The 21,914-nt window shown below is 64.9% G+C and carries 20 protein-coding genes; 7 read left to right on the plus strand and 13 right to left on the minus strand.

What is annotated here, in order from left to right; translation table 11 throughout:
* Nucleotides 1-611: 611 nt before the first annotated feature.
* Nucleotides 612-737 (plus strand): hypothetical protein, encoded by a 126-nt coding sequence (locus ACSQ9I_RS25140; protein WP_436314871.1) that lies wholly within the window; start codon nucleotides 612-614, stop codon nucleotides 735-737.
* A gap of 137 nt (nucleotides 738-874) precedes the next feature.
* Here ACSQ9I_RS25140 and ACSQ9I_RS25145 read toward each other — a convergent pair whose 3' ends face one another.
* The 3 genes from ACSQ9I_RS25145 to ACSQ9I_RS25155 form a co-directional block, all read right to left on the minus strand.
* Nucleotides 875-1,111, minus strand: a complete 237-nt coding sequence (locus tag ACSQ9I_RS25145) for a hypothetical protein (RefSeq protein ID WP_436314872.1) — start codon at nucleotides 1,109-1,111, stop codon at nucleotides 875-877.
* A 150-nt stretch (nucleotides 1,112-1,261) separates the two neighbouring features.
* Nucleotides 1,262-1,690 carry a hypothetical protein gene (locus ACSQ9I_RS25150; protein ID WP_436314873.1) on the minus strand — a complete coding sequence of 143 codons (429 nt, stop codon included), beginning with the start codon at nucleotides 1,688-1,690 and terminating at the stop codon, nucleotides 1,262-1,264.
* A 186-nt stretch (nucleotides 1,691-1,876) separates the two neighbouring features.
* Nucleotides 1,877-2,677, minus strand: coding sequence for a helix-turn-helix transcriptional regulator (locus ACSQ9I_RS25155; protein ID WP_436314874.1), 801 nt, complete (start codon nucleotides 2,675-2,677; stop codon nucleotides 1,877-1,879).
* A gap of 171 nt (nucleotides 2,678-2,848) precedes the next feature.
* Between ACSQ9I_RS25155 and ACSQ9I_RS25160 the strand changes: the two genes are divergently transcribed.
* From ACSQ9I_RS25160 to ACSQ9I_RS25170, 3 genes are all read left to right on the plus strand, one after another.
* Nucleotides 2,849-4,006, plus strand: a complete 1,158-nt coding sequence (locus tag ACSQ9I_RS25160) for a helix-turn-helix transcriptional regulator (protein WP_436314875.1) — start codon at nucleotides 2,849-2,851, stop codon at nucleotides 4,004-4,006.
* Between the two features lie 705 nt (nucleotides 4,007-4,711).
* Nucleotides 4,712-5,539: a nucleotidyl transferase AbiEii/AbiGii toxin family protein gene (locus tag ACSQ9I_RS25165; protein WP_436314876.1), complete on the plus strand. Its 828-nt coding sequence runs from the start codon at nucleotides 4,712-4,714 to the stop codon at nucleotides 5,537-5,539.
* Nucleotides 5,536-6,261: a hypothetical protein gene (locus tag ACSQ9I_RS25170; RefSeq protein WP_436314877.1), complete on the plus strand. Its 726-nt coding sequence runs from the start codon at nucleotides 5,536-5,538 to the stop codon at nucleotides 6,259-6,261. The genes ACSQ9I_RS25165 and ACSQ9I_RS25170 overlap by 4 nt, the downstream gene beginning before the upstream one ends.
* 801 nt (nucleotides 6,262-7,062) lie before the next feature.
* On the opposite strand, the gene ACSQ9I_RS25175 is transcribed toward ACSQ9I_RS25170, so the two are convergent.
* Entirely contained in the window at nucleotides 7,063-8,880 is a 1,818-nt protein-coding gene (locus tag ACSQ9I_RS25175) for a winged helix-turn-helix domain-containing tetratricopeptide repeat protein (protein ID WP_436314878.1), read from the minus strand.
* A 162-nt stretch (nucleotides 8,881-9,042) separates the two neighbouring features.
* Here ACSQ9I_RS25175 and ACSQ9I_RS25180 point away from each other — a divergent pair, with 162 nt between their 5' ends.
* On the plus strand, nucleotides 9,043-10,155 hold the full coding sequence (locus ACSQ9I_RS25180) for a substrate-binding protein (protein ID WP_436314880.1): 1,113 nt from the start codon (nucleotides 9,043-9,045) through the stop codon (nucleotides 10,153-10,155).
* 15 nt (nucleotides 10,156-10,170) lie between these two features.
* The gene (locus ACSQ9I_RS25185) at nucleotides 10,171-10,845 is read left to right on the plus strand and encodes a glutathione S-transferase family protein (protein WP_436307561.1); all 675 of its coding nucleotides are present in this window, start codon (nucleotides 10,171-10,173) and stop codon (nucleotides 10,843-10,845) included.
* 18 nt (nucleotides 10,846-10,863) lie between these two features.
* Here ACSQ9I_RS25185 and ACSQ9I_RS25190 read toward each other — a convergent pair whose 3' ends face one another.
* The 3 genes from ACSQ9I_RS25190 to ACSQ9I_RS25200 all read right to left on the minus strand — a co-directional run bounded on the left by ACSQ9I_RS25190 (nucleotide 10,864) and on the right by ACSQ9I_RS25200 (nucleotide 14,719).
* Nucleotides 10,864-13,023 (minus strand): hypothetical protein, encoded by a 2,160-nt coding sequence (locus tag ACSQ9I_RS25190; protein WP_436314881.1) that lies wholly within the window; start codon nucleotides 13,021-13,023, stop codon nucleotides 10,864-10,866.
* A gap of 471 nt (nucleotides 13,024-13,494) precedes the next feature.
* Complete coding sequence (locus tag ACSQ9I_RS25195) at nucleotides 13,495-14,148, minus strand: glutathione S-transferase family protein (RefSeq protein ID WP_436314882.1); 654 nt, start codon at nucleotides 14,146-14,148, stop codon at nucleotides 13,495-13,497.
* Between the two features lie 289 nt (nucleotides 14,149-14,437).
* On the minus strand, nucleotides 14,438-14,719 hold the full coding sequence (locus ACSQ9I_RS25200) for a hypothetical protein (RefSeq protein WP_436314883.1): 282 nt from the start codon (nucleotides 14,717-14,719) through the stop codon (nucleotides 14,438-14,440).
* Nucleotides 14,720-14,802: 83 nt separating this feature from the next.
* On the opposite strand from ACSQ9I_RS25200, the gene ACSQ9I_RS25205 reads away from it, so the two are divergent.
* Nucleotides 14,803-15,837, plus strand: a complete 1,035-nt coding sequence (locus ACSQ9I_RS25205) for an IS630 family transposase (protein ID WP_106561526.1) — start codon at nucleotides 14,803-14,805, stop codon at nucleotides 15,835-15,837.
* On the opposite strand, the gene ACSQ9I_RS25210 is transcribed toward ACSQ9I_RS25205, so the two are convergent.
* From ACSQ9I_RS25210 to glmS, 6 genes are all read right to left on the minus strand, one after another.
* The gene (locus tag ACSQ9I_RS25210) at nucleotides 15,819-16,052 is read right to left on the minus strand and encodes a hypothetical protein (protein WP_436314884.1); all 234 of its coding nucleotides are present in this window, start codon (nucleotides 16,050-16,052) and stop codon (nucleotides 15,819-15,821) included. The two genes, ACSQ9I_RS25205 and ACSQ9I_RS25210, sit on opposite strands and share 19 nt — an antisense overlap.
* Nucleotides 16,053-16,068: 16 nt before the next feature.
* Nucleotides 16,069-16,368, minus strand: coding sequence for a hypothetical protein (locus tag ACSQ9I_RS25215; protein ID WP_436314885.1), 300 nt, complete (start codon nucleotides 16,366-16,368; stop codon nucleotides 16,069-16,071).
* A gap of 430 nt (nucleotides 16,369-16,798) precedes the next feature.
* The gene (locus tag ACSQ9I_RS25220; protein WP_436314886.1) at nucleotides 16,799-18,085 is read right to left on the minus strand and encodes a type II toxin-antitoxin system HipA family toxin; all 1,287 of its coding nucleotides are present in this window, start codon (nucleotides 18,083-18,085) and stop codon (nucleotides 16,799-16,801) included.
* A complete protein-coding gene (locus tag ACSQ9I_RS25225) occupies nucleotides 18,085-18,327 on the minus strand; it encodes a helix-turn-helix domain-containing protein (protein WP_436314887.1) in 243 nt (80 codons plus the stop codon). Before ACSQ9I_RS25225 ends, ACSQ9I_RS25220 begins: the two co-directional genes overlap by 1 nt.
* A gap of 584 nt (nucleotides 18,328-18,911) precedes the next feature.
* Nucleotides 18,912-19,622: a YebC/PmpR family DNA-binding transcriptional regulator gene (locus tag ACSQ9I_RS25230; protein WP_436314888.1), complete on the minus strand. Its 711-nt coding sequence runs from the start codon at nucleotides 19,620-19,622 to the stop codon at nucleotides 18,912-18,914.
* Between the two features lie 406 nt (nucleotides 19,623-20,028).
* Nucleotides 20,029-21,909 (minus strand): glutamine--fructose-6-phosphate transaminase (isomerizing), encoded by a 1,881-nt coding sequence (glmS, locus tag ACSQ9I_RS25235; RefSeq protein WP_436314889.1) that lies wholly within the window; start codon nucleotides 21,907-21,909, stop codon nucleotides 20,029-20,031.
* Nucleotides 21,910-21,914: the final 5 nt, after the last annotated feature.

Raw genomic sequence — 21,914 nt, forward strand, 5'->3', positions numbered from 1 at the left:
CATCGCGACGGCGGTGCGGATCGTCCCGACGTGTGTGGCCGAACCATCGGTATGCCGCGAACGACCCATCGCTTGCGCCTCGACCGCCCAACGGCCGTCACCAATCGCCGCCTGAGCACCCACGTTCACGCCTGCACACCCCGCACCTACTACCGTCACCGCGTCTGAACCTTACATTCCCCAACAGCCCCGCACGCCACCCCGGAGCGGCGGTTCAGTCCATCGACGTTTATCTGCCGCCGCAACACCAGCGCGCTCGATCAGCGTCGGCACGGCGTCAGATAAATGCTCTCCGTTTATCAGCTACCTACGGGAACTGGCAAGCACCAATCCCCACAAAGCAACCTGCAGTTCAACGACAAGCAGAATCAGTTCGATGCCTGCTTCATAAGTCCTCCCCGAAGCAGACGTGACCAAGGCAATGGCGAGGAAGACAAGCAAAAAACAAGATTCCCCGTGGTCCATCGCGCAGCCCTCGCGGCTCGGAGCCTCCCTATTTCCCACAGCCGCAGGGCCTTCTCGCCACCAGACATGAGTACCTCGGCCTCGTACAGGAATTGGCAGACCGAGGAAGAGCACGAAACATGAGATCAGGACCCAACCACCTTGCCATGAACATCGAGAGCCTTAACAAGCGCCTGACGCCGGTGGAACACGCGGCATTGTTCGACGCCGCCAAGGTGCGAGCGCTGGACCTGCAACGGCGCGGTTGGCAACTGCTCCCTGGTCAAACCTGAGGCCCTCACCGCCCACACCGCTCGGTAAAGGGTTCCCTCATTCGCTGGCTTCAGCGCACCGTGCGCGCGCGGGCAGCAGCGACACTGCCCTCCGACACTCGGAGCGGCATCAGCGCGTGTCCGTGTTCAACGTGTCCTCACAGCACTGGCGGAAGGCATCGCAGGCGGGCTTCGTACGCTTCCCATGCACGGATGCGGTTCTCGAGGTCTTCATGATTGACCGATCGCGACAGATAGCGTTCTCGCGGGTCGGCTGTGCCGGTCGCGCAGCGCCGCGCAAGAGCTGCGACAGCACGCTTGAACGCGCCGAGCACGGACGGGCTTGGCGCCTCAACTGCGTCGGTCGACAGCGGAGGTGGGAGGATTCGGCTCATGTTCATAGTGAATTCCTGGGGTTGGAGTCGCGCGTTGGCGAGGGGAAAGCCTTCTTCGCCTTGACCCCCCTTTTCTGCAAGCGTGGGCAGAGGGTTTCGTGACGAATGGAGGGCAGATGCACGCCGGAGTCCGTCCGTCCCGGCTCGACATCAGTCGTCTGACGTACGGACGCAATCGAGCTGCATGTCGTTCAGCCGGAGTGCGCTCTTCTTCTCCCCAACCCGCACGACATGTCCTTTCCCGGCGATCTGAACGAACGGGCTCGCGTCCCGTTTCCCTGTCGTGCCTAGCGCTACGGCATAGGCGGGGAGTTGCGCTGCATCCTGCGCAGCGCCGAACGCGACGACGTGGTTGGCCTTGTCAGTCCAGACCACTACCGAGTCTGCGCTGCTCTTGGCCGCCTTCGGCCAGCAATGGAAGAGGCTGGTCGCGCTTCCGACGTTCAGGGGCCACCACCAGACAAGGTCTTCGGGAAAGACGTTGCCGGCAGAGGCGGTGCCGGACTGGCCGGCCAATCGCTGCACGGACCTCGGGCTTGCGGCGGCGGCCTGCAACGTGGCATAGAGCGCCAGACTCACGGCAGTGACTAGGCTTGCCACGACAAGGCCGCGCGGGGACCATCGCGACCGCCGGATCGGAGGCATCATCGGAATCGGGAGCATGCGCATATCGTCTTCTTAAGCGGAACGGTGAGGTCCCGAGCCTAGAGAGATCGCACGCTCAAGGCGTCATCGGAAGCAATGACGCGTGGGGTCGCCGCACCATCAATCGAGGTTCGGTCGGCCGGCTTCGGGCAGGCGCCCGAGCCAGAGGGAGGTCAGCCCCGCCCGGTTATGGACACCGAACTTGGCATAAATCGACTTCACGTGGATGTGCGTCGTGTTCGGGCTTTGGCCAAGGATGGCCGCGATGGCCTTCTCCGTCTTTCCGTCGAGCAGTTCCAGCAAGACCCTGCGTTCCATCGCGGTGAGCGGCGCGTTCGCGATGAGGAGCCCGTGGCTGAGCAATTGCTGGCGGTAGAACCAGCGCAGCCCGCGAAGCGCCAGGCCGAAAGGGTGCTTGTCCGCTGATGAGAACCGGGGAGCTTCCGTGCTGCGGAAGATGAACAGGTGCACCCGCACATCGTCGTTGACCGCACAACGCATCGACATGCTGTCCGCGTGGCCGACAGCCAGATAGTGGCGCTGGTAATGTGGACCGTCGAACCACTCCGGAGGCAGCGCTTCAAACAGGAGCCGGGTGCGGAACGGTTCCTCGCCGGACACGGCAAGGCTCTGTGAGAGGTCGACAGACGGCGACCACAGGACGTCGAACTGCTCCTGGACCGAAGCGGCAATCGGCGGCAAAGGCCGCAGGAGCCGGACGAATCGCGGACGCCAGCCGTTCAACGCGTCGCCCAACGCAGGGCTTGGCAGCCGCACGACCACCGACCAAAGTGCGTTGTGCGCGCCGAAGATCGAGCAGAGGCTGCAGAGCAGGTGCTCGAGCGCTTCATCGCCATGGCCGATGGGGTAATTCGCGAGTTTGTCCCACAGCGCGTAGATCGCCTCGGTGCAATCGTTCATTGGAGGCTGGGCGGGGCGCGCAACTCCTGCATTCAATTGGTCACCTGTTTAGGTTATTACGCGACGCAGCCTACCTGCCTACGATCACTCGATGAACCAGCCCAGCATCGTACGGCATCGTTTGACGGACCTTGCGCCTCGGATTCGGGCGTCGTTTCGGAACCGTTTGCGATGACGGGCCTGGAAGGGATCTCCGCCGCCGAGCTGTCGGAGCTGATCGGCGCGATCTACGACTGCTCCCTCGACCCGCAGCGGTGGGCCGCAACATGCGGAATGATTGCGGAGCGTTGTGACAGCGTCGGGGGCGGCATCTGCGTGCACGACCTGAAGCAGATCCAGAACGACCAGCTGTACGTCTTCGGCTATGAGCCGGAGTTTCTGCAGAAACTCGGCGCCCAGTACGCCGAGAGTCCGATGGCCGCGGCGGATGTCGTCTCCAACGTCGGGGACGTGAGCGCGCTGTCGATGGAGCGCTTCCATCTGCATGACAGCCGCTTCTACCGCGAAGTGCTGCAGCCCTACGGGGTGCTCGACATCATCTGGTTTCCGGCGCTGCGCACCGGCGGGCGCATGGCGTCCCTGCACGCGTCGCGCAGCGACAAGTCGCCGCACTACCAGCAGGGCGACCTTGGCCTGTTCAAGCTCCTTGCGCCGCACGTCTGCCGTGCTCTGGCGATTTCCGATGCGCTCGACATCCAGGTGCTGAAGTCCGAGGTGCTGGAGAGGACCCTCGATGGGCTGGCGGCCGGCGTGTTCCTGGCGGCGCGTGACGGTCACGTCGTGTATATGAACACCGCGGCCGAGCGACAGGTCAAGTCGGGCACGGCGATGCGCCTGGTCAACAACCGGTTGTCCCCGGTCTATCCGGCCGCTCGTGCCGCGTTGACGCAGGCGATCCAGGACTCAGGCCGTGATGGTGCCGGCATGCGCACCAAGGATCATGCGATCGGAATCCCTGATGGAACCGGCGGGGGCTACGTCGCCACCTTGCTGCCGGTTGCCGATGGCCGGCGCGCCGGGATCCTCGCACCGTTCGCGGCGAGTGTTGCCGTGTTCATCCAGGATCCTGTCCAGGCGCCGCTGATGCCGGGGGAGGCATTTGGACGGCTGCATGGGCTCACCGGCGGCGAACTGCGCGTGCTAATGGCGCTGTCGCAAGGCGTCGGCGGCACCGAGGCCGCCGGCATGCTAGGAGTGGGCGAGCCGACCATCCGTACCCACCTGCAGAGGATCTACTCCAAGACCGGCACGTCCAAGCAGGGGGATCTGATGCGTCTGCTGCACCACTCGACACCTCCGACGCGGCACCAGACGCGCCTAGCGGATTGAGCGGCCATGGGAAGGAGGCTCGGGCTTGTTCGCGCGTGGCATGGCGGATCCTTGCTGGCCACATCATCTTTGGCTGCCAGATGGCCGCGCTGCCAATCGAGGACCAGGACTGGTCAACAGAGTGCCGCGCCAGACCTGCACGTGCTCCGACGGGCCGTCGTTCGCCGCATGGTCGCGCTCGACACCGATGAGCGCGAGCGTGATGCGCTACTAAGAAGCACTACTCGCACCCCATGCTTCATGCGCCGGGGTCGGGCCTGCCCGATGAACAACTACTGAGCCTGGGGGGAGCGAGGCGGCGGCCAGCCAGCCTCCCGCCTGAGGAACTTATCCGCTTCTGGAAATATGCAGCCAAGCTCGGTCCAATGACGGCTTTCAGGCAGCCCAATAGTGACTTCATGGGACCGCTCAGGGCCGAGAGCGGCGTCGAGCGGCTGCTTTCTGGCATTCACATTGAATGGCCGGTGATGGCTGGTGATAGCCGACTGTAGCCGGTCGGGTGCTTTATGGTGCTCCGACCTCGCTACCCTACTTCGTGGCCAACCTGGCGATGCTGCCGCGCTTGGCGCCGAAGATGCCGGATGAACTTCAGCGGCGCACTAGGCCGGCTCCGAGGTCCTCTAATCTTGCTCATCTCTCATATAGTGAGAGTTTCAAACTACTTTAGAAGTTTTGGCGTAGAATGCATACCTCATATACTGAGAGATGACCACTATCTACAGCCCATCCGACAAAGGCTTTTCAGAGAGCCTCACTACCATCGACCGGGCGCAGATCGCCCTGCTGCGGGAAGTAATGTCTCAGTTCGGCGGCGGGCGAATGATTTTGAAGGGCGGCATGGCCATGCGCGCCGTCATTGGCAGCATGAGGCTAACCAAGGACATCGATTTTGATCGCGCCCCGTCGTTATCCCTGATTGCGACGAAGGGGCGCCTGCGTCAGTCCTTGAAGACGGCGGGCGCCAGCGCCGGAATTCGAGAGTTAGCAGCGGAGATCACAAAAGAAACGCCGACGACAGTTCGAGCGCGTCTTGTGGGGCGAACGCCGTCTGGGGTGCAGCTTCGATTTGAGGTCGAGGTGTCAGGTCGTCAACAGGAGATCGACCGCGACTATGTTGATACGGTTACCGTCGTTCCGCCGGCGAGCTATGGAATGGCGCCTTTTCTCGTGGAGAGCTACAACGCTGACATGCTGGCGGCGATGAAAATTGCGGCGGCAATGTCGGACCATCGGCATGCCCCGAGGGACATCTATGATTTGTACGACCTGTCCAGGTTGGGTGCCAATCCTGTTCCCTTGTTGGAAAAGCAGGACGCGAATCTGCTCGAGCAGATCCAGCGAAATGCCATTGCCAAGCTGGAGTTCATCAGCTTCGATCAAGCCACCACGGAGCTTTTTCCGTATCTGCCGCCTGCGGAGCGAAACCAACTCACTGAGGAGCGATGGGTCGAGATCGTTCTAGAAGTCGGATCGGCCATTGAGGGTTGGTGCGGCGCGGCGCTTAAAGGTCCACCCAAAGGATGCAGACCATGACAGCGCTCTGGAAGATTCAGGCTGAAGCGCGCCTTCTTCGCCCAGATACTCCTGCAGTTTTGACGACGGGCGCGCTGCAAGCGCTAGTCGCGTCCGGAGACGCAACTCCACCGTCGCCGGCGACATTTCATCGCTGGATGTCCGACATGACGGCATCCACGAAGCTCGTCGAGGTGATCAAAGGGGTGTACCTGAATCGCGTTGGCCGCGGCGACGTGAGTCCTGCTGCCGCAGCCCATCACGTGCGCGCACGCAGCGTAGTGAGTCTCGCCTGGGTTCTCGAGCAAGCCGGCATCACGAACAACTTCGGCGACACCATCACTTGCGTCATTCCGACGGATCCATCCTGGACGAACCCACAGACCGGAGCGCGCCACACTGCCGTTGGAACGTTTCGCTTTTTTGCAATGCCGGCGCGCCTAGTGATGAATCACACCGACTTCAGATTGCTAGAGGATGTTCGGGACCTTCGGTTCGAGTATCCGCGCGCGACTCCAGAAAAAGCCTTCCTCGACTGGCTCTATCTCGGTGCTTCTCCGCGGAGCACTCTGACTGCCCCGCCAATGGATCTCGATGTGAAGATGTTCGACGCCAAGCGACTTGCACGCGTGGCCAAGCAGATGGAGCTTGAAAATCCATTGCGAGCATGGATGGCCCGGCATGCTGCCTATGAGGCCGACCCTGACGTGCAGGCGAACAGCTCGACGCAGTTCAAACTCTAGCAAGCCGCCTTGGCGCAATGGACGAGCCTGGCGGAGCTGGGGCGATGCCGATGGTCACCTATGCATTCGCGTGGCCTCGAAAATCGCCGGCCCATCGCGAATTCCGATCACGCGTTTGCATGCGCATCGAAGTCGCAAAACCTCGTTCGCGGAGCCGCGAAGCACCGCTGACGCTACGGAACTTGGGGAAAGCGAGAGACGGCGCCGAAGGTCCGCAATTGGCCGGGTTCTGCCTGTCGGGCCTCCGCCCAGAACGTCGTCAGTCGTTGACGTTTTGGTACTGCTCGATTTGACACGCATAGGTGCCTGGCTGAGTCGAGCATACCGAATAGCCCTGGGGCGAGTTGCTGGCGCAGCCGGCCAGAACGCACAGAAGTATTGCGCTCGCCACCTTGAATATGAAGTCTCCCGGACGACAGGCCTGACAGCCGGTCTTGGCCGCATCCTGCCACACCCGCACCGACACCGGCGGGCCCGGTACGGACCTTCAGCATCAAGAGAAGCTGACCGTCGTCAAAGTTACTGAACGGCCATCTGCTGACTTTCGAGGCGCGTGGTCGGAGGGCCGGAACAACTGTAGTGCCGACATTGATAGGCCCGTCGGCCCGTCAGCGAGGAACGCGAATTGAATCGCAGGATGCATTCATGCCAGCATCAAGCCGCATTGGATTGGGCTGCAGCCCCAGAGAGGGCCGGCCGCGCAAATCTGAACACGCTGTAAGTGGATGGGCTGCTCAGCCCGGCATGACAAGTGCAGTGCGAATGAGCAGAAGAGCGCGCCGGAACCACGTCGTTGCGCCGTCAAAACCCGAAGATCTCCCTAGGCACACCCTTCGCCCATTCACACTCTTGCCGAAAATCGTAGGGCACCTCGTCCGCGCAATCGGGCCACTGACCGCTGGCGAGCCAAAACTCCACCAGCCCCAGTCGCGCGCACAGCCGCGGGAAGCGTGGGTCGTTGCGCAGCTCGGGCATGCTGGCCTGGAACAGCAGCGCGGTGCGGTAGCCGTCGGGGCCCATGATGTCGGTGCTGGCCCCCACAGGGCCCAGGCGGGCGCCCTCGGCAGCACGGAAGGCCTCGTCGACCAGGCCCAGGTGCGCGGCATAGACCAGGCGCGCCACATCCACACCGCCGGTGATCATCACGTGCGCCTCGAACTCGCTGCGCCAGGCACCGATGTGCTCAGGCGTCGGGTCGCGCTTGGCGCGGACGAAAGGGATGGTGTCCTGGAACTCGCGCAGCGGGCGCGTGGCTGCGAGCGCGAGCAGGCGATCGACCGCCGCCCAATCCTGCAGGAAGGCATGGGCCCGCAGCAAGCTCGAGATCGGAAAGCTCATGTCGGGGATGCGCGCCACGAGGTCTTCATACACGGGCACCGCCTCGGCGACCTGCCCCATGGCCATGCGGGCCAGCGCCACCAGGTTGGCCGACATCGGATCGAGCATGTCCAGGCGGTAGATGCGTTCGGCCTCGTCGAGGCTCGCACGCAGGCGGCCGGTCAGGCGCAGCAGCCAGCTGATGTAGCGCCGGCCGTCGCCCGAGCCGGGCGCCTGGCGCAGACGCTCGAGGAAGTCCTCCGCCTCGACGAACCGGCCGAAGGACGGCATCACGAAGCATCGCGCGACGAGGGCATCGTTGTTCTGCGCGTCGAGCGCCAGCGCGTGCGAGGCCTCGCGAACCACGTGCCCGGCGCTGGCTGCACGCTCGGCAAATGGCAGGTACATGTGCAGGAAGCTGCGCACGTAGGCGAGCCTCCCCCAGGCCTCGGCGAAATGCGGTGCGCGCTGCGTCACCACTTCGAGCACGCCGACGCTGGTGCGCAGCTCGTCCGGGGCATAGGACTTGGGGCTGGATCGCAGGTAGAGGTCATAGACCGCAGGATCGACTGCGCGCGTCGCGACACCGAAGAAACCGTGGTCGAGCGCGCGCGCGATGCTTTCGGCGATGTCGTCCTGGACCTCGAATATGCCTTCCAGCGCACGGTCATAGTGGTCGGACCACAGCGTCGTGCCGGACGCGGCCTCCATCAGGTGGGCGCCAATGCGTACCTGGCCGGCCGCGCGGCGGATCGAGCCGTCGAGCACGTAGGCGCAGTTCAGGCGTTGCGCCGCCTCGGCCTTTCGTTCGCCACGGAACTGGAAGCTCGTGGTGCGGCTGATCACCCGCAGCTGGGTGCCACGCGCGAGGCGCTGGATGATCTCCTCGCTGACGCCGTCGGAGAAGAACTGCATCTCGGGCTCGTTCGACAAGTTGTCGAAGGCGAGCACGGCGATCACGGGGCGCTCGCGCGGGGATGACGGCTCGGCCGGTGAGGCGGGAGCGTCATCGTCCAGCAAGGGCAGCGTGAACCGGTAGCCGCGCCCCGCCACGGTGGCGATGGCGTCCGGCCCGAGAATCTTGCGCAGCGACGAGATCTGCACGGTGAGGTTGTTCTCCTCGACCACCGTGCCAGGCCAGACCCGCGCCAGCAGCTCGTCCTTGGCGACCACGCGGTCGCGCAGCTCGATCAGCGCCAGCAGCAGGTCGAACGCGCGTCCACCGAGCGAGACCGGCTGGCCATGGGCCAGCAGGCGGCGCTCGGCCGGCCGCACTTCGAACCCCTTCGCCTTGAAGACCAAGACCTGAGCGCCTCTCTTGCTTGTCGGCCCCGATTGTCGGGCCACGCGGGGGGCCTTAGCAACGTTTCACATCGCTTAAGGACGCGGCGCCCCCCGGCGCGCACAGTGCCTACACCCCGCGACGGGGCCGTGCCCATCCACCATCCGCAAGGAGATCCCATCGTGAGCCAAGCATCCATCAAGATCGGCCTCGTCACTGACCAGACCGGCCCACTGTCCTTCCTCGGCATTGCCAACGCCAACCTCGCCCGCCTGGTGGTCGACGAGATCAACGCCGGCGGCGGCCTGCTCGGGCGGCGCATCGAGCTGATCACCGAAGACAGCGCCACCGACGACAAGGTGGCCGCCGCCAAGGCCGCCAAGCTGGTTCAGGGCGATCGCGTGGACGTGATCTTCGGCGGCATCTACAGCTCCACCCGGCAGGCGATCAAGGGCCCGGCCGTCGTGCAGGGCAAGAAGCTCTACATCTACCCGGAGCAGTACGAGGGCGAGGAGAGCGACCCGCTCATCTTCTGCACCGGCCCGGTGCCGGCACAACAGGTCGATTCGCTGATCCCCTGGTTGATGAAGCACACCGACGCTCGCAGGTTCTACCTCCCGTCGGCTGACTACATCTGGCCGCACGTGATGAACAAGCGGGTGCGTGCCGCGGTCACCGCGCACGGCGGCTCGATCGTCGGCGAGGAGTATTTCCCCGTCGATCACGCGGACTACCGCAGCACGGTCGACAAGATCATGTCCAGCGACGCGCAGGTGGTCTTCAACACCACGGTGCCGCCCGGCGTGGCGCCGTTCCTGCAGCAGCTGTACGAGGCCGGCTTCACGAAGCGCGGCGGCCGGATCGTCTGCCCCTACTTCGAGGAGAACCTTGCGAGCCTGCTGCCAGCCGAGCATGTCGAGGGGCTCTACAGCTGCCTCGACTACTACCAGGCCGTCAGCGACCCGTTCAGCACGGCGCTGCTGCGCCGCTACGACGAGCGATTTCCGGGCAGCGCCAAGTTCACCGCCGGCAGCGCCAGCACGGGGCTGTATCGCGGGCTGAAGCTCTGGGAGGCGGCCGTGCGGGAGGCCGGCACGCTTGATCAGGCGGCGGTGATCCGCGCACTCGACCACGCGCGCATCGCCGAAGGACCGGGCGGGGCCGCCGAAATGGTGCCCGGCCAGCATCACCTGCGGCTTACCATGTACGTCGGCCAGGTGCAGGCCGGGCAGATGAAGGTCATCGAGAACCTCGGCGTGATCGATCCCAACGAGCGCGTGCAGAGCGCGCAATGAGCTAGGAGACCTGAGATGAAGCTCTACTACCACCCCGCTTCCACCGCGAGCAGGCCCGTACTGCTCTTCGCTGCGGAGAGCGGTATCGATCTCGACCTGAAGGTGGTCGACATCTTCAAGGGCGAGCACCTGCAGCCGGCCTATCGTGCGCTCAACCCGAATGCGCTGGTGCCGATGCTGGAGGACGGTGATTTCCGCCTCACCGAGAGCTCGGCGATCCTGAAATACCTGGCCGACAAGATCGACTCGCCGCTGTACCCCAAGGGCCTGCAGCAGCGGGCCCGCGTCAACGAGCGCATGGACTGGTTCAACACCCAACTGAGCCGCGACTACTGCTTCGGCCTGGTGTTCGCCCAGCTGTTGCCGCACCACAAGCGGCGCAGCGACGAAGCGCAGGCCGGCACGGTGCAATGGGGCCAGGAGCGCTCGAAGGTGTGGCTGCAAGTCCTCAACGACCACATCCTCGGCCCCGGGCACAACTACGTGTGCGGGGATGCGATCAGCATCGCGGACCATTTCGGCGCCGGACTGCTCACCTTGGGCGAAGTGATCGGTTGCGATTTCACGGCCTATCCCTACGTGCAGGGCTGGCTGGCGCGCATCAAGGCGCTGAAGAGCTGGAAGTCGGTGAACGCCACGCTCGACGGGGTCACCGCCGCGCACAAGGGCGAGTCGTTCGTGACCGTGTGAAGCGCCGGGCGCGGGCGCTCAGAAGCCGAAGTCTTCTTTCGGCACGGCCCGTGCCTGCTCGCATGCGCGCTGGAAGTCGTAGGGCACTTCGCTCGCGCAGTCGGGCCACTTGCCGCTGGCCAGCCAGAACTCGACGAGTCCGAGCCGCGCGCACAACGGCGCGAAACGCCGATCGTTGCGCAGCTCGGGCATGCTGGCCTGGAACAACAGCGCGGTGCGGTAGCCGTCGGGCCCCATGATGTCGTCGGCATGACCGGCCGGCCCCAGGCGTGCGGCGTCGGCGGCGGCGTAAGCCTCGTCCACCAGGCCCAGGTGGGCCGCGTACACGAGGCGTGACACGTCGACCCGGCCCGTCTTGCGAACATGCGCCGCGAGCTCCTCGCGCCACGCACCGATGTGCTCGGGCGAGGGGTCGCGCTTGGCGCGGATGAAGGGCAGCCCGTCCTGGAACTCGCGCAGCTGGCGCTGCTCGGCCAGCGCGAGCAGCCGGTCCACTGCGGCCCAGTCCTGCTGGAATGCGTGGGCACGCAGCAGGCTCGACACCGGAAAGCTCATCGTAGGCATGCGCTCCACCAGTTCCTCAAACACGGGAATGGCGTCGGCGATATGGCCTGCCGCCATGCGTGCGAGGGCGAGGAGGTTGGCCGACATCGGATCCAGCACATCGAGCTGGTAGGCCTGCTCGGTGGCCGTCAGCGCCTCGCGCATCCAGCCGAAGTGGCGCAGGGCCCAGCCGGTGTAGCGCTGCCCGTCGCCCGTGCCGGGTGCGCGGCGCAGACGAACGAGCGCGGCATCGGCCTCGACGAAACGCCCGAACGGCGCGATCACGAAGTACTGCCCTGCCATCGCGTCGAGGTTCTGCGCATCGAGCGACAGCGCGCGCTCGGCTTCGCGGTTCACCTGCGCCGCGCTGGCCGCGCGCTCGGCGAACGGCTGGTAGAAGCGCAAGAAGGCACGCAGATAGGCCAGCCGCCCCCATGCCGCGGCGAACTGCGGTGCGCGCGTGGTCACCAGCTCCAGCACGCCGACGTGGGTGCGCAGTTCGTCGGGCGCGTAGCCCTTGGGCCTCGATCGGAGGTAGAGGTCGTACACCGCCGGCTCCACCGTCGGGGCCGGCGCGCTGGCGAAGGCCTGATCGAGCGCGCGGGCGATGTTCTCGGAGATCTCGTCCTGCACGGCGAAGATGTCTTCCAGCCCGCGCTCGAAGCGTTCCGACCACAGTGTGGTCTGCGAGGCGGCCTCCATCAGGTGCGCGCTGACCCGCACGCGGGCTGCTGCGCGGCGGATCGAGCCGTCGAGCACGTGGGTGCAATGCAAGGCGTTCGCCGCCTCGGCCTTGCGATCGCCGCGGAACTGGAAGCTCGACGTGCGGCCGATCACCCTGAGCTGGCTGCCACGCGATACGCGCTGAATGATTTCCTCGCTGACGCCGTCGGAGAAGAACTGCATCTCGGGGTCATTGGACAGGTTGTCGAACGCAAGCACGGCGAGCAGCGGTCCGGCGGCCGGCGCTGCGGACGTCGGCGATGTGGTGGCCTGGGCCACGCGCTGCGCCTTTTCCGCGCTTGGAGGCGGCGTCAGCGCGTCAGCGCCGGCGGCCGCCACTTCGCAGACCTCCACCGGATCGTCGACGCCGGCCATCCGGTACGGCCCGTGCACGGCCCAGCGCAGCGCGGCCTCGTCGGCATGGCCCACCGCACCCCGGCGCGCGAAGTCGTAGGCCGTGCGCGTCATCAGAATGCGCCCCTGGCCGGCGAGCGACATGACGCGCGCGGCGATGGCCTTGGCCAGGCCCTCGACCTCCAACGGCTTGGCGCCTCGCGCGATGTCGGCGGCCGCGTTCTCGCGCAGCACCACCTCGCCGAGATGAATGCCCACGCGCGAGGCGAAGGCAGTCTTCGACTGGGCGCCGAGTTCGCGCAGCTGCGCCTGATAGGCAAGCGCGAAGCGCACCGCCTCGACCGGCCGCTCGAACAGCAGCAGGAATCCGTCGCTCTTGTCGATCTCGCGGCCGCCGTGGGCAGCGAGCAGGTCACGCGCGATGCGGTCGTGGCGTGCCATCAACTCGGCCGCAGCGGCGTCGCCCAGGCACTCGACGAGGTGGGTGCTGGCGACCAGGTCGCACAACAGCAACGCGCGGATCGCGGGGGAGGATGGGCCGGGTGCGGGAGTGGGCATGCAGGGGTCCCTCCATCGAGACCACCGCGCGGTAGCCGCGTCAGGGCGCATCTTCGCACAGAAGCCTGCCAGGTCAGCAGCGCATGGCCGTTGCGAGTGATTCGACGCCCGAATCAGGTGGACACCAAGCGTCGAGCGCATCCTCGAAGCGGAAACCGCGCTCGACGAAGTCGCGAATGCTCTGTTTCGGAAGCGCCGTGTTTCGGCTCTGGGGTCGAGAGTGCGAGTTCGCAACTTCGAGTGTGGCCGTTCGGTTGCCGTGTTCTCCCAGTCGTCGATTGACCCCTACCAATGACCGCTTCCGCTGGGCTCTGAGTCGCCCCGGAAGTTCCGCGGCATAGAAGCGGACCTTCGGCGCTCACGTCTTCTCGTCGTCCGTGAGCGTCCGGCGAACCCACCTTGAACGGCTCGCCTGCGGCGGCCAGGGCGACGGCTGTGCATCGCTTCGTCCGCGCCGGCAGCGGCGCCCCGTCAGCCCGCCGGTAAGGGGGCGGCGTTGATCGCCAGCTGCGCGGCGAACGCCCGCTGGTAGGCCGGCCGCGCTTCGCCGCGAGCGACATAGGCGGCCAGGCTGGGAAACTCGTTCAGCAGGCCGGACGGTCTTAGCCGGAGCAGCACCGACACCATCAGCAGGTCGCCCGCGCTGAAGCCGCCGTCCAGCCAGTCGCCGTCACCCAGGCGGGCGGCCAGCTGGTTCAGTCGGGCGCGCACCCGGTCCTCGACGAGGGGCAGGCGCTCGGCCTTCCAGGGCCTGTCGCCTTCCACCAGCTTGACGGTGACGAGTTCGAGGATGGGAGGCTCGACCGTATTGAGCGCCGCGAACATCCACGTGATGGCGCGCGCCCTTGCGTTGGCATCGGCGGGGAACAGGCCCGAGTGGCGCTCGGCGATGTGCAGCACGATGGAGCCGGTCTCGAACAGCGCGAGGTCGCCTTCTTCGTAGGTGGGGATCTGGCCGAAGGGATGCAGCGCCAGATGCGCGGCCTCCTTCATCGCGCGGAAGGACACCAGGCGCACCTCGTAGGGCAGGCCGGCTTCCTCCAGCGCCCAGCGGACGCGCGTGTCGCGCGCCAGACCCTTGCCGCCGTCGGGCGACCGTTCAAAGGCGGTGATGGTGATGGTCATCGTGAGTGTCCTTTCGACCTGCGGTAAGCGCACGGCCAAGTTGTTTGTGAACTGGCAAGTGAGAGTCAGTCACGCGCGGTTCCTTGAGGTTCCGGGGGCATCGTGACGCCGCTGCGCGCGGCGCAGGTTGCCAGCGGCAGGTACTGGCCGGTTGTCGAACTACGCACCCTCACGAACCAGCGCCTAGCCAACGCGGCGCTGCGGTGACGAGTCCGTTGCGTGTAGCGATGCGTTTCGGCAACCCTGTTCAGCATCTCAACGATTTCTTCGTCAAGCGGGGCACCCTGCTTCAACGAACCACCCGCACCCGCGGACACGCCAGTTTCCCCAGCGCCGCGGCTTCGATGCGGCGCAGCAGGGATTGATTGGGCTCCCAGGAGCCACCTCGGGCGATAAAGCGGCTCGCTGAATCGACGACGTGGCCTTTGGTTGCTGGCGCTGGCCGCGCAGGCGCCAACGGGTCGTCCACGCGGGCGAATTGCTGGGCGTTCCACCGCTCGACATCCAACGCTCCGTCGGCATTACTCAGTAGTTGTTCATCGGGCAGGCCCGACCCCGGCGCATGAAGCATGGGGTGCGAGTAGTGCTTCTTAGTAGTCGATAATTTAGGCTACAAAAGTCACCGCGGCGATCGGTTTGATGATCCAATAGTGCATGAAGCGAGATGGCCGCACGCTGGATCACAAAACGCTTGAAGAGATTCGCCTGATGGCGGTGGAGCGAGTTCGCGACGGGGAGAAGCCATCTGCAGTGATTGCCGCCTACGGTTTCAGCCGCACAACCATCTACAAATGGCTGAAGGCCTCGTCGGGTCGAGGCAAGGGACTCAAGGCATTGCGCGGCACGCGCGGCACCGGGCGACCACGGACGCTGAGTGCCGCGCAAGAGCGCCAAATATTTCGTTGGATCAATGGGCGCGACCCGCGACAGTACGGACTGGACTTTGGGCTGTGGACACGCGCCATTGTCGTGGCGCTGATCGAGCAGAAGTTCGGCGTGAATATGGGGGTGACCGCAGTCGGTGCGTTGCTGGCCAAGCTCGGACTGACCCCGCAAAAGCCGCTGCAACGCGCCTACCAACGCGATCCTCAAGCCATCGAGCGCTGGCAGCGTGAAACCTACCCCGGCATCGCCACGGCTGCGAGGCAAAGTGGTGCCGACGTCTACTTCTGGGACGAATCGGGCTTTCGGGCTGACACCGTGCACGGCAAGACCTGGGCGCCCATGGGCAAGACCCCGGTTATCGAGCGGCCCGGCCAACGCCAGTCGATCTCCGCGGCATCGGCCGTCAACGCCAGGGGTGGATTCTGGTTTGCGACTTACCAGGGTGCGCTCAATGCCGAACTGTTCATCGAATTGCTCAAGAAGATGATGAAGGGTCGCAGCAAGCCGGTGCACTTGGTGGTCGACGGATTGCCGGCCCACAAGAAAGCCAACGTGCGCGAGTACATCGAATCCACTCAGGGCAAGCTGAGCATGCACATTCTGCCGGGCTACGCACCGGACCTGAACCCGGACGAACTGGTCTGGAGTCACGTCAAACGTACCGGCGTGGCTCGCAACCCATTGCGAGCTGGCGAGAAACTCGAAATCCGCGTCGACCAGCAACTGCGCAACATGCAGAAGAATCGCCGGCTTGTTCGATCATTCTTCGAAGCGCCCTCTGTCGCCTATATTTCCGACTGCTGAGTAATGTCGAGCATGGCGAATGTGCAATGCACCGTGCGCGATGGCGTTCCCTGCACCACTTCGACGACGACGTTGGCCTGACGAACGCGCTGCCCTGCAAAGTCGGGAATGCGAGCGACGGCTTCCTGCCGCAGCATTCGCATGAAGGCCGCGCTGGCCAGCGCGTGCAATGTGTTGTCGGCAGAGAGCAGGAACAACCTCGACGACAAGCCCATGGGATCACTCTCCCAGTCAGCCGCGGGCCCGCGGGCGATCGCTCAGGTCCCAGAGGCTGCCCTGCCAGTTCGAAATGCGTCCGTCTGTGCGGCAAGCGGGGCAAGCCCACACGATGGCGTCATCATGGGCCCGGACGGCCTCGACTGCGCTCTTCTTGCACTTGAAGCACCTCGGTGCGGCCAAGGCGTGTCCCGTGGTGTCAGAAGCATGGGCGACCACGTCGACATGGAACTGTGCCATGGCGCGCGCCGGACCCTTGACGGGGCCGATCGCGCCAGACTTGTCCAGGAAGTGGGTGAGATCGGTGATGTACATCGGGCGTGGGTCCAAGTGTCTGCCAGGATTCGTTGCCGTCGCGTCGATCATTATTGCGTTGTCACACAGCCGGTCGCAGCATATCCGAGACACATTCGAGACCTGCAATCGCCGGCAGGCACCCCGGCTGCGAGCGATCTGGTGCCGATGGTGGCGGGTCTGCATCGAGAATCCACGCTCATGCCGAGCAAGATGCCCAGTCGTCTCGAGCAAAGTCGAGCACGTCCTGCACGAGTTCTCCCATTTCCGATGCGGTCAACTCAGTTTGTGGTCGCATTCTGTGTGCTGTGGTTCTGCTGGAGGGACGATTCGGACCGATGGTCGAAGTTCGGCTTCTGGCCGACCGCGGTCATTCACGTGTTTGGAAGAACTTAGCCTCAACCACGTGCTGCACCTGGCGGAAAGAGTGAACCGCCCTCGCACGCAGTGCTTAGCGCAGCACCAGGCGGGCTTCCTCAAGCGCCTGATGCTCGAACGCCGGCGCGAAGTCCTCGAGTTCCGCTGCGGTCAGCCCAACGTCTGCACTCACCGCAACCTCTCGCCAGCGAATCACTGCGCTGTAGACGTCCGCCAGCGCCGCATGGGCCTGCTTCAAGTTCAGGTTGAAGTAGTCGCTCCTGTCCACGAGCTGTTCAATGGACACGATGGGCCCATCAGCCTCGGAGAGCCAGGTCTTCGATTCGCGCTCCTTGTCCGGGAACGGATTGACGTCAAACGCCGGCGCAAGTCGCCAGAAGCCGCTGCCGACGTGCAGAAAACCATGATTCTGGAGGTGGTCGTCGACGTTGGTGATGAGATGGTTGAAGGCTATGCGGCGCCACAGCTGCTGTGCGTCCACGACCGGGTGCCCGGAATACGCGCGAATGGCATCAACAATCTCGGTGTACGAGTGCTCGTCCTGGCGCGAGGCCTGTAGCATCGACGCGGCCGACATGTACGGGATGCGCCCGCTGTCGGCAGTACGGTCGAATCGCTGAATAAGCGCAACCGGGACACCTTCGATGGGCTCGATGCGTGCGTGCGCCACGTCGATGCCGGCAAGGGCCGCCAGGCGCAGCGCCAGCACCTCCCCACGGGTGATGCTTCGGTCGTCGTTGATGCTCGGAAACTTGCCGATGGCCAGGAGGCCGCTCTGGTCGATGACGGTTGCCTTGGGCCGCATGCCGCCCAGGGAAGTTCCGTTGCCGCGCAGATAGCGCAGGTCCTGCGCTGTTTCCTTGCCAGTCTCCACGGCGCGACTGGCCGAGTAGAGCTTGCCCAGGTCCACGAAGGGGGGCGTGGCGCGCTTACCGGCCTCGACCGTGCGGTGGTACGTGCCTGCACCATCGCGCAGGCGCAACGCGCCAATGCGGCTGAAGTCGTCCACGGCTAGCAGGAAGTCCCGTTCGTTCAGGTCGCGCAGCTTTTCGCCCCTTTGGCGGCGCTTGGCATGGTCGCGCAGGATGACCCGACGGCCCCAGGTGTCCGGCACGGTATCGGCAAGGGCGAAGAAGAACGGCGAATCGTCCTTAGTTGGTGCCTTGCGAAACTGGTGGCCGGCAATCAGCTCAAGGTCAGAGGACACCTTGAAGCGGTCGGAACTAGCAAGCCACCCCTGACTATAAGCAAAGGCTGAGTTCTCCCGCCGACCCTGGCGGGTATAGGTCAGCGAGCCGATGGGGATGCCCGCCTGGCCAAGGCAGACTTCGACCGTCTCGCGAATGTCCGGGGTGGCCATCACAGCGCCCCGCTTGGTGGCTTCTTGGGCGTGCGGATGCGCTGCGGCAACTCCTCGTCCATGAGTGTGAGACCGATGTCGTCCTTGGCCGTGTCCAAGAGGTCCTCAAGCCGCGGGAGTTCGCTGAACACGTGCAGCGTCCTGGCCAGAAAGACCAAGGGGGTGTTGACACTGCCCTTCTCCATGCGGCGCACCGTCGAAAGCGATGCGCCGATGCGCACAGCCAGCGATTCTTGGGACATGCGCCGGCGCCGACGAGCTAGGCAGATGTCGTTTCCCAGCTTCATGAGGGCGCGCTCCACCGGAAGCGGAATCGGAGAAGCGGAGGCAGAACCTCTTGGCTTATCGGTCTTATCAGAACTGTTATTCGACCTAAGTGTTCCCATGGGAGCGATTATTGCCAACCCGAGCCTGTCACGCAAGGGCGTTGCCGTTTATCGTTCTCTACAGAGCGATTATATGGCTCTACCGCTCTCCCAGGAGATCTTAACCGTCCAGGGTTGGGCGACTGAGGGTCTAGCCAATTGCGCAAATGGCACTGAAAAAGTCGATGTCCCTCGCAAGCCTCACGCCGCAAGGCGAGGTGCGCAACCCTTTGCCACGGTGACAGGCCAAGCCTGCACGACCAGGAGAACAGGAGAACTGCCAAAGTGTGCGCTGCGAAAGTCGGATGCGAGGGTCCGGTTTTGGACGAACTCTGATGCACCAGCGACCGACAGCTTCTGGCCGTGAGCCGGCTTATTTATGAAGGAGGCCGAAGGCTGGGAACATTCGACGGAGCAACATACGCCGGCGGCATGGTCCCGTCCGGTGGCAACATCCGCAGCTACCCCGCGAGTCCCACGAACACGTTCTGCACGTCGTCGTTAGCATCGATGGCGGCCAGGAAGGTCTCGACCTCCTCCAACGCCTCGGCGCTCAGGTTAGCCGGATCGATCGGGTTCTTGGCCCTGTAGCCGAGCTTCGCCGACAGCACGGAAAAGCCCTGCGCCGGCAGCGCGCGACTGACCAAGTCGAGGTCGACGGGGTCGGTCAGGAAGACCGTGACCCCCTCCTCGCCGCGCTCGAAGTCCTGAGCGCCGACCTCGATGGCGGCCAGTTCGGGGTCGGCCCCCGCTTGCTGCGGTTCGGCCTCGATCATGCCGAGGTGGTCAAAATCCCAGGCGACAGACCCTGAGGCGCCCAGCTGGCCCTTGCGGAACAGCACCCGCATCTCCGGCGCGGTGCGGTTCACGTTGTCGGTCAGGCATTCGACCATCACCGGCACCCGGTGCGGCGCGAAGCCCTCGTAGATTACGTGGTCGAAATGCACCGACTCGCCGGTCAGGCCGGCGCCCTTCTTGATGGCCCGCTCCAGCGTGTCCTTGGGCATCGAGACCTTGCGCGCCTGCTCGACCACCAGCCGCAGCCGGGCATTCGATGCCGGATCGGCCCCGCTGCGGGCGGCGATCATGATTTCCTTCGCGAGCTTGCCGAACAAGCGTCCCTTGGCGTTGGCCGCCAGGTCCTTGTGCTTGGCTTTCCATTGCGCGCCCATGTGTGATGTTCCTGAGTCTCGGCTTTGCCGCGGGTAAAGGATTCTGCCGCAGGCCTGAAGGACCGCGGTACAACGGCAGCTACAGGTCCGAGTCGGGCCAGACCGCCGGATCGCTTCCCGGCGGCACTGAAGGCCGCCTCCACGCCGCCGGCGTGCGCCCCACTGTCCATGCTTGCAAGGATCACGTGCGAGCGAGGGGACCATGCTCGCTTGAATGCCCCGGATTCGCTCCTTCGATGTGCATTCCGCTGTCCCGACGCGTGATCGGTTTTCATTCAGGCGGAAAACTTTAGTCAAAATTATCCACAACCGAAAATCTTAGTAAATCTGGCCTTTTCCCTAGGGAGAAATATCCACAACCTTAGTAAATCCAAGAGTGAATGATGACCGGGCGCCACGTCCGCCCCTACTCCACCGTCACACTCTTCGCCAGATTCCGCGGCTTGTCGACATCGGTCCCGCGCGCGCAGGCCGTGTGATAGGCCAGCAGCTGCAGCGGCAGCACGTGCAGCATCGGTGACAGCGCACCGTAGTGCTCGGGCATGCGGATCACGTGCAAATCTTCGCCGCTCTCGATGTGCGTGTCGCCGTCGGCCAGCACGTAGAGCACGCCGCCGCGCGCGCGCACTTCCTGCAGGTTGCTCTTGAGTTTTTCCAGCAGCGCATCGTTGGGCGCCACGGCCACCACCGGCATCTCGCTGGTGACCAGCGCGAGCGGGCCGTGCTTGAGCTCGCCGGCGGCATAGGCCTCGGCGTGGATGTAGGTCACTTCCTTGAGCTTGAGCGCGCCTTCGAGCGCGATCGGATAGTGCAGCCCGCGGCCGAGGAAGAGCGCGTTCTCCTTGCGCGCAAAGTCTTCGGCCCAGCTGATGATCTGCGGCTCCAGCGCCAGCACCGACTGCAGCGCCACCGGCATGTGCCGCATCTCCTTCAGGTAGCGCGCTTCCTCCGCTTCGCTCAAACGACCCTTGGCTTGCGCCAGTGCGAGCGTAAGCAGGAAGAGCCCCGCCAGTTGCGCCGTGAAGGCCTTGGTCGAAGCCACGCCGATCTCGACGCCGGCGCGCGTGATGTAGGCCAGCTTGCATTCGCGCACCATCGCGCTGGTCGCGACGTTGCAGATGGTCAGGGTCTGCTCCATGCCCAGTGAGCGCGCGTGCTTCAGTGCCGCCAGCGTGTCGGCGGTTTCGCCCGACTGGCTGATGGTGACGACCAGCGTCTTCGGGTCCGGCACGGAATCGCGGTAGCGATACTCGCTCGCGATCTCGACCTGGGTCGGGATCTTCGCGATGCTTTCGAGCCAGTACTTGGCGGTGCAGCCGCTGTAGTAGCTGGTGCCGCAGGCGAGGATCAGCAGCTTGTCGATGTCCTGGAACACGCGCCATGCGGCGGCGCCCGGCGCGCCGTCGCTGCCGGCGCCGTCGAAGAGTTCGGGCACGATGCCCTCGATGCCTTCGAGCGTGTCCGAGATCGCGCGCGGCTGCTCGAAGATTTCTTTCTGCATGTAGTGGCGGTACGGGCCCAGCTCCGCGGCGCCGCTGTGTGCGAGCACGGTGCGCACCGGCCGCGTGACCGGCTTGTGGGCGCGGTCGACGATCCAGTACTTGCCCGGCTGGATGTCGACCACATCGCCCTCCTCGAGATAGACGATCTGGTCGGTCACGCCGGCCAGAGCCATCGCGTCGCTGGCGAGAAAGTTTTCGCCGTCCTCCTTGCCGGCGCCGAGAATCAGCGGCGAACCGGCGCGCGCGCCGACCACGCGATGCGGCTCGTCGCGGCAGATCGCCGCGATCGCATAGGCGCCCTGCAACTGCCGCACGCTGGTCTTGACGGCCTCGAACAGATCGCCGTCGTAGTGGCTGTCGATCAGGTGGGCAATGACTTCGGTGTCGGTCTGGCTTGCGAACACATAGCCCTTGGCCTGCAGGGCCGCGCGCAGCGCCTCGTGGTTCTCGATGATGCCGTTGTGCACCAGCGCCACGCGGCCGGGCCGCGCGGATTCCGCGTCGGCGCCGGTCCCATGGCTGAAATGCGGATGCGCGTTATGCACCGCCGGCGCACCGTGCGTGGCCCAGCGCGTGTGGGCGATGCCGGTCGTGCCCTCGATATGGTCGTCGCGCACCTGGGCCAGCAGGTCGGCCACGCGCGCCGTGGTGCGGGCGCGCTGCAGGCCCTTCGCATGCACGGCCACGCCGCAGGAGTCGTAGCCGCGGTATTCAAGGCGCTGCAAGCCTTGCACGAGGACGGGAACGATGTTGCGAGCGGAAACGGCGCCGACGATGCCACACATGAAGG

The organism is Variovorax sp. LjRoot84, assembly GCF_964254305.1.
Taxonomy (GTDB): domain Bacteria; phylum Pseudomonadota; class Gammaproteobacteria; order Burkholderiales; family Burkholderiaceae_C; genus Variovorax.

Bases quoted from the DNA above. Each gene is read 5' to 3' on its own strand.
- ACSQ9I_RS25220 (WP_436314886.1), bottom strand. From the start codon at position 18,085: ATGGCCACCCCGGACATTCGCGAGACGGTCGAAGTCTGCCTTGGCCAG.
- ACSQ9I_RS25225 (WP_436314887.1), bottom strand. From the start codon at position 18,327: ATGTCCCAAGAATCGCTGGCTGTGCGCATCGGCGCATCGCTTTCGACG.
- ACSQ9I_RS25170 (WP_436314877.1), top strand. From the start codon at position 5,536: ATGACAGCGCTCTGGAAGATTCAGGCTGAAGCGCGCCTTCTTCGCCCA.
- ACSQ9I_RS25215 (WP_436314885.1), bottom strand. From the start codon at position 16,368: ATGTACATCACCGATCTCACCCACTTCCTGGACAAGTCTGGCGCGATC.
- ACSQ9I_RS25155 (WP_436314874.1), bottom strand. From the start codon at position 2,677: ATGAACGATTGCACCGAGGCGATCTACGCGCTGTGGGACAAACTCGCG.
- ACSQ9I_RS25200 (WP_436314883.1), bottom strand. From the start codon at position 14,719: ATGCTTCATGCGCCGGGGTCGGGCCTGCCCGATGAACAACTACTGAGT.
- ACSQ9I_RS25190 (WP_436314881.1), bottom strand. From the start codon at position 13,023: ATGCCCACTCCCGCACCCGGCCCATCCTCCCCCGCGATCCGCGCGTTG.
- ACSQ9I_RS25195 (WP_436314882.1), bottom strand. From the start codon at position 14,148: ATGACCATCACCATCACCGCCTTTGAACGGTCGCCCGACGGCGGCAAG.
- ACSQ9I_RS25210 (WP_436314884.1), bottom strand. From the start codon at position 16,052: ATGGGCTTGTCGTCGAGGTTGTTCCTGCTCTCTGCCGACAACACATTG.
- glmS (WP_436314889.1), bottom strand. From the start codon at position 21,909: ATGTGTGGCATCGTCGGCGCCGTTTCCGCTCGCAACATCGTTCCCGTC.
- ACSQ9I_RS25160 (WP_436314875.1), top strand. From the start codon at position 2,849: ATGACGGGCCTGGAAGGGATCTCCGCCGCCGAGCTGTCGGAGCTGATC.
- ACSQ9I_RS25205 (WP_106561526.1), top strand. From the start codon at position 14,803: ATGAAGCGAGATGGCCGCACGCTGGATCACAAAACGCTTGAAGAGATT.
- ACSQ9I_RS25140 (WP_436314871.1), top strand. From the start codon at position 612: ATGAACATCGAGAGCCTTAACAAGCGCCTGACGCCGGTGGAACACGCG.
- ACSQ9I_RS25230 (WP_436314888.1), bottom strand. From the start codon at position 19,622: ATGGGCGCGCAATGGAAAGCCAAGCACAAGGACCTGGCGGCCAACGCC.
- ACSQ9I_RS25185 (WP_436307561.1), top strand. From the start codon at position 10,171: ATGAAGCTCTACTACCACCCCGCTTCCACCGCGAGCAGGCCCGTACTG.
- ACSQ9I_RS25145 (WP_436314872.1), bottom strand. From the start codon at position 1,111: ATGAGCCGAATCCTCCCACCTCCGCTGTCGACCGACGCAGTTGAGGCG.
- ACSQ9I_RS25165 (WP_436314876.1), top strand. From the start codon at position 4,712: ATGACCACTATCTACAGCCCATCCGACAAAGGCTTTTCAGAGAGCCTC.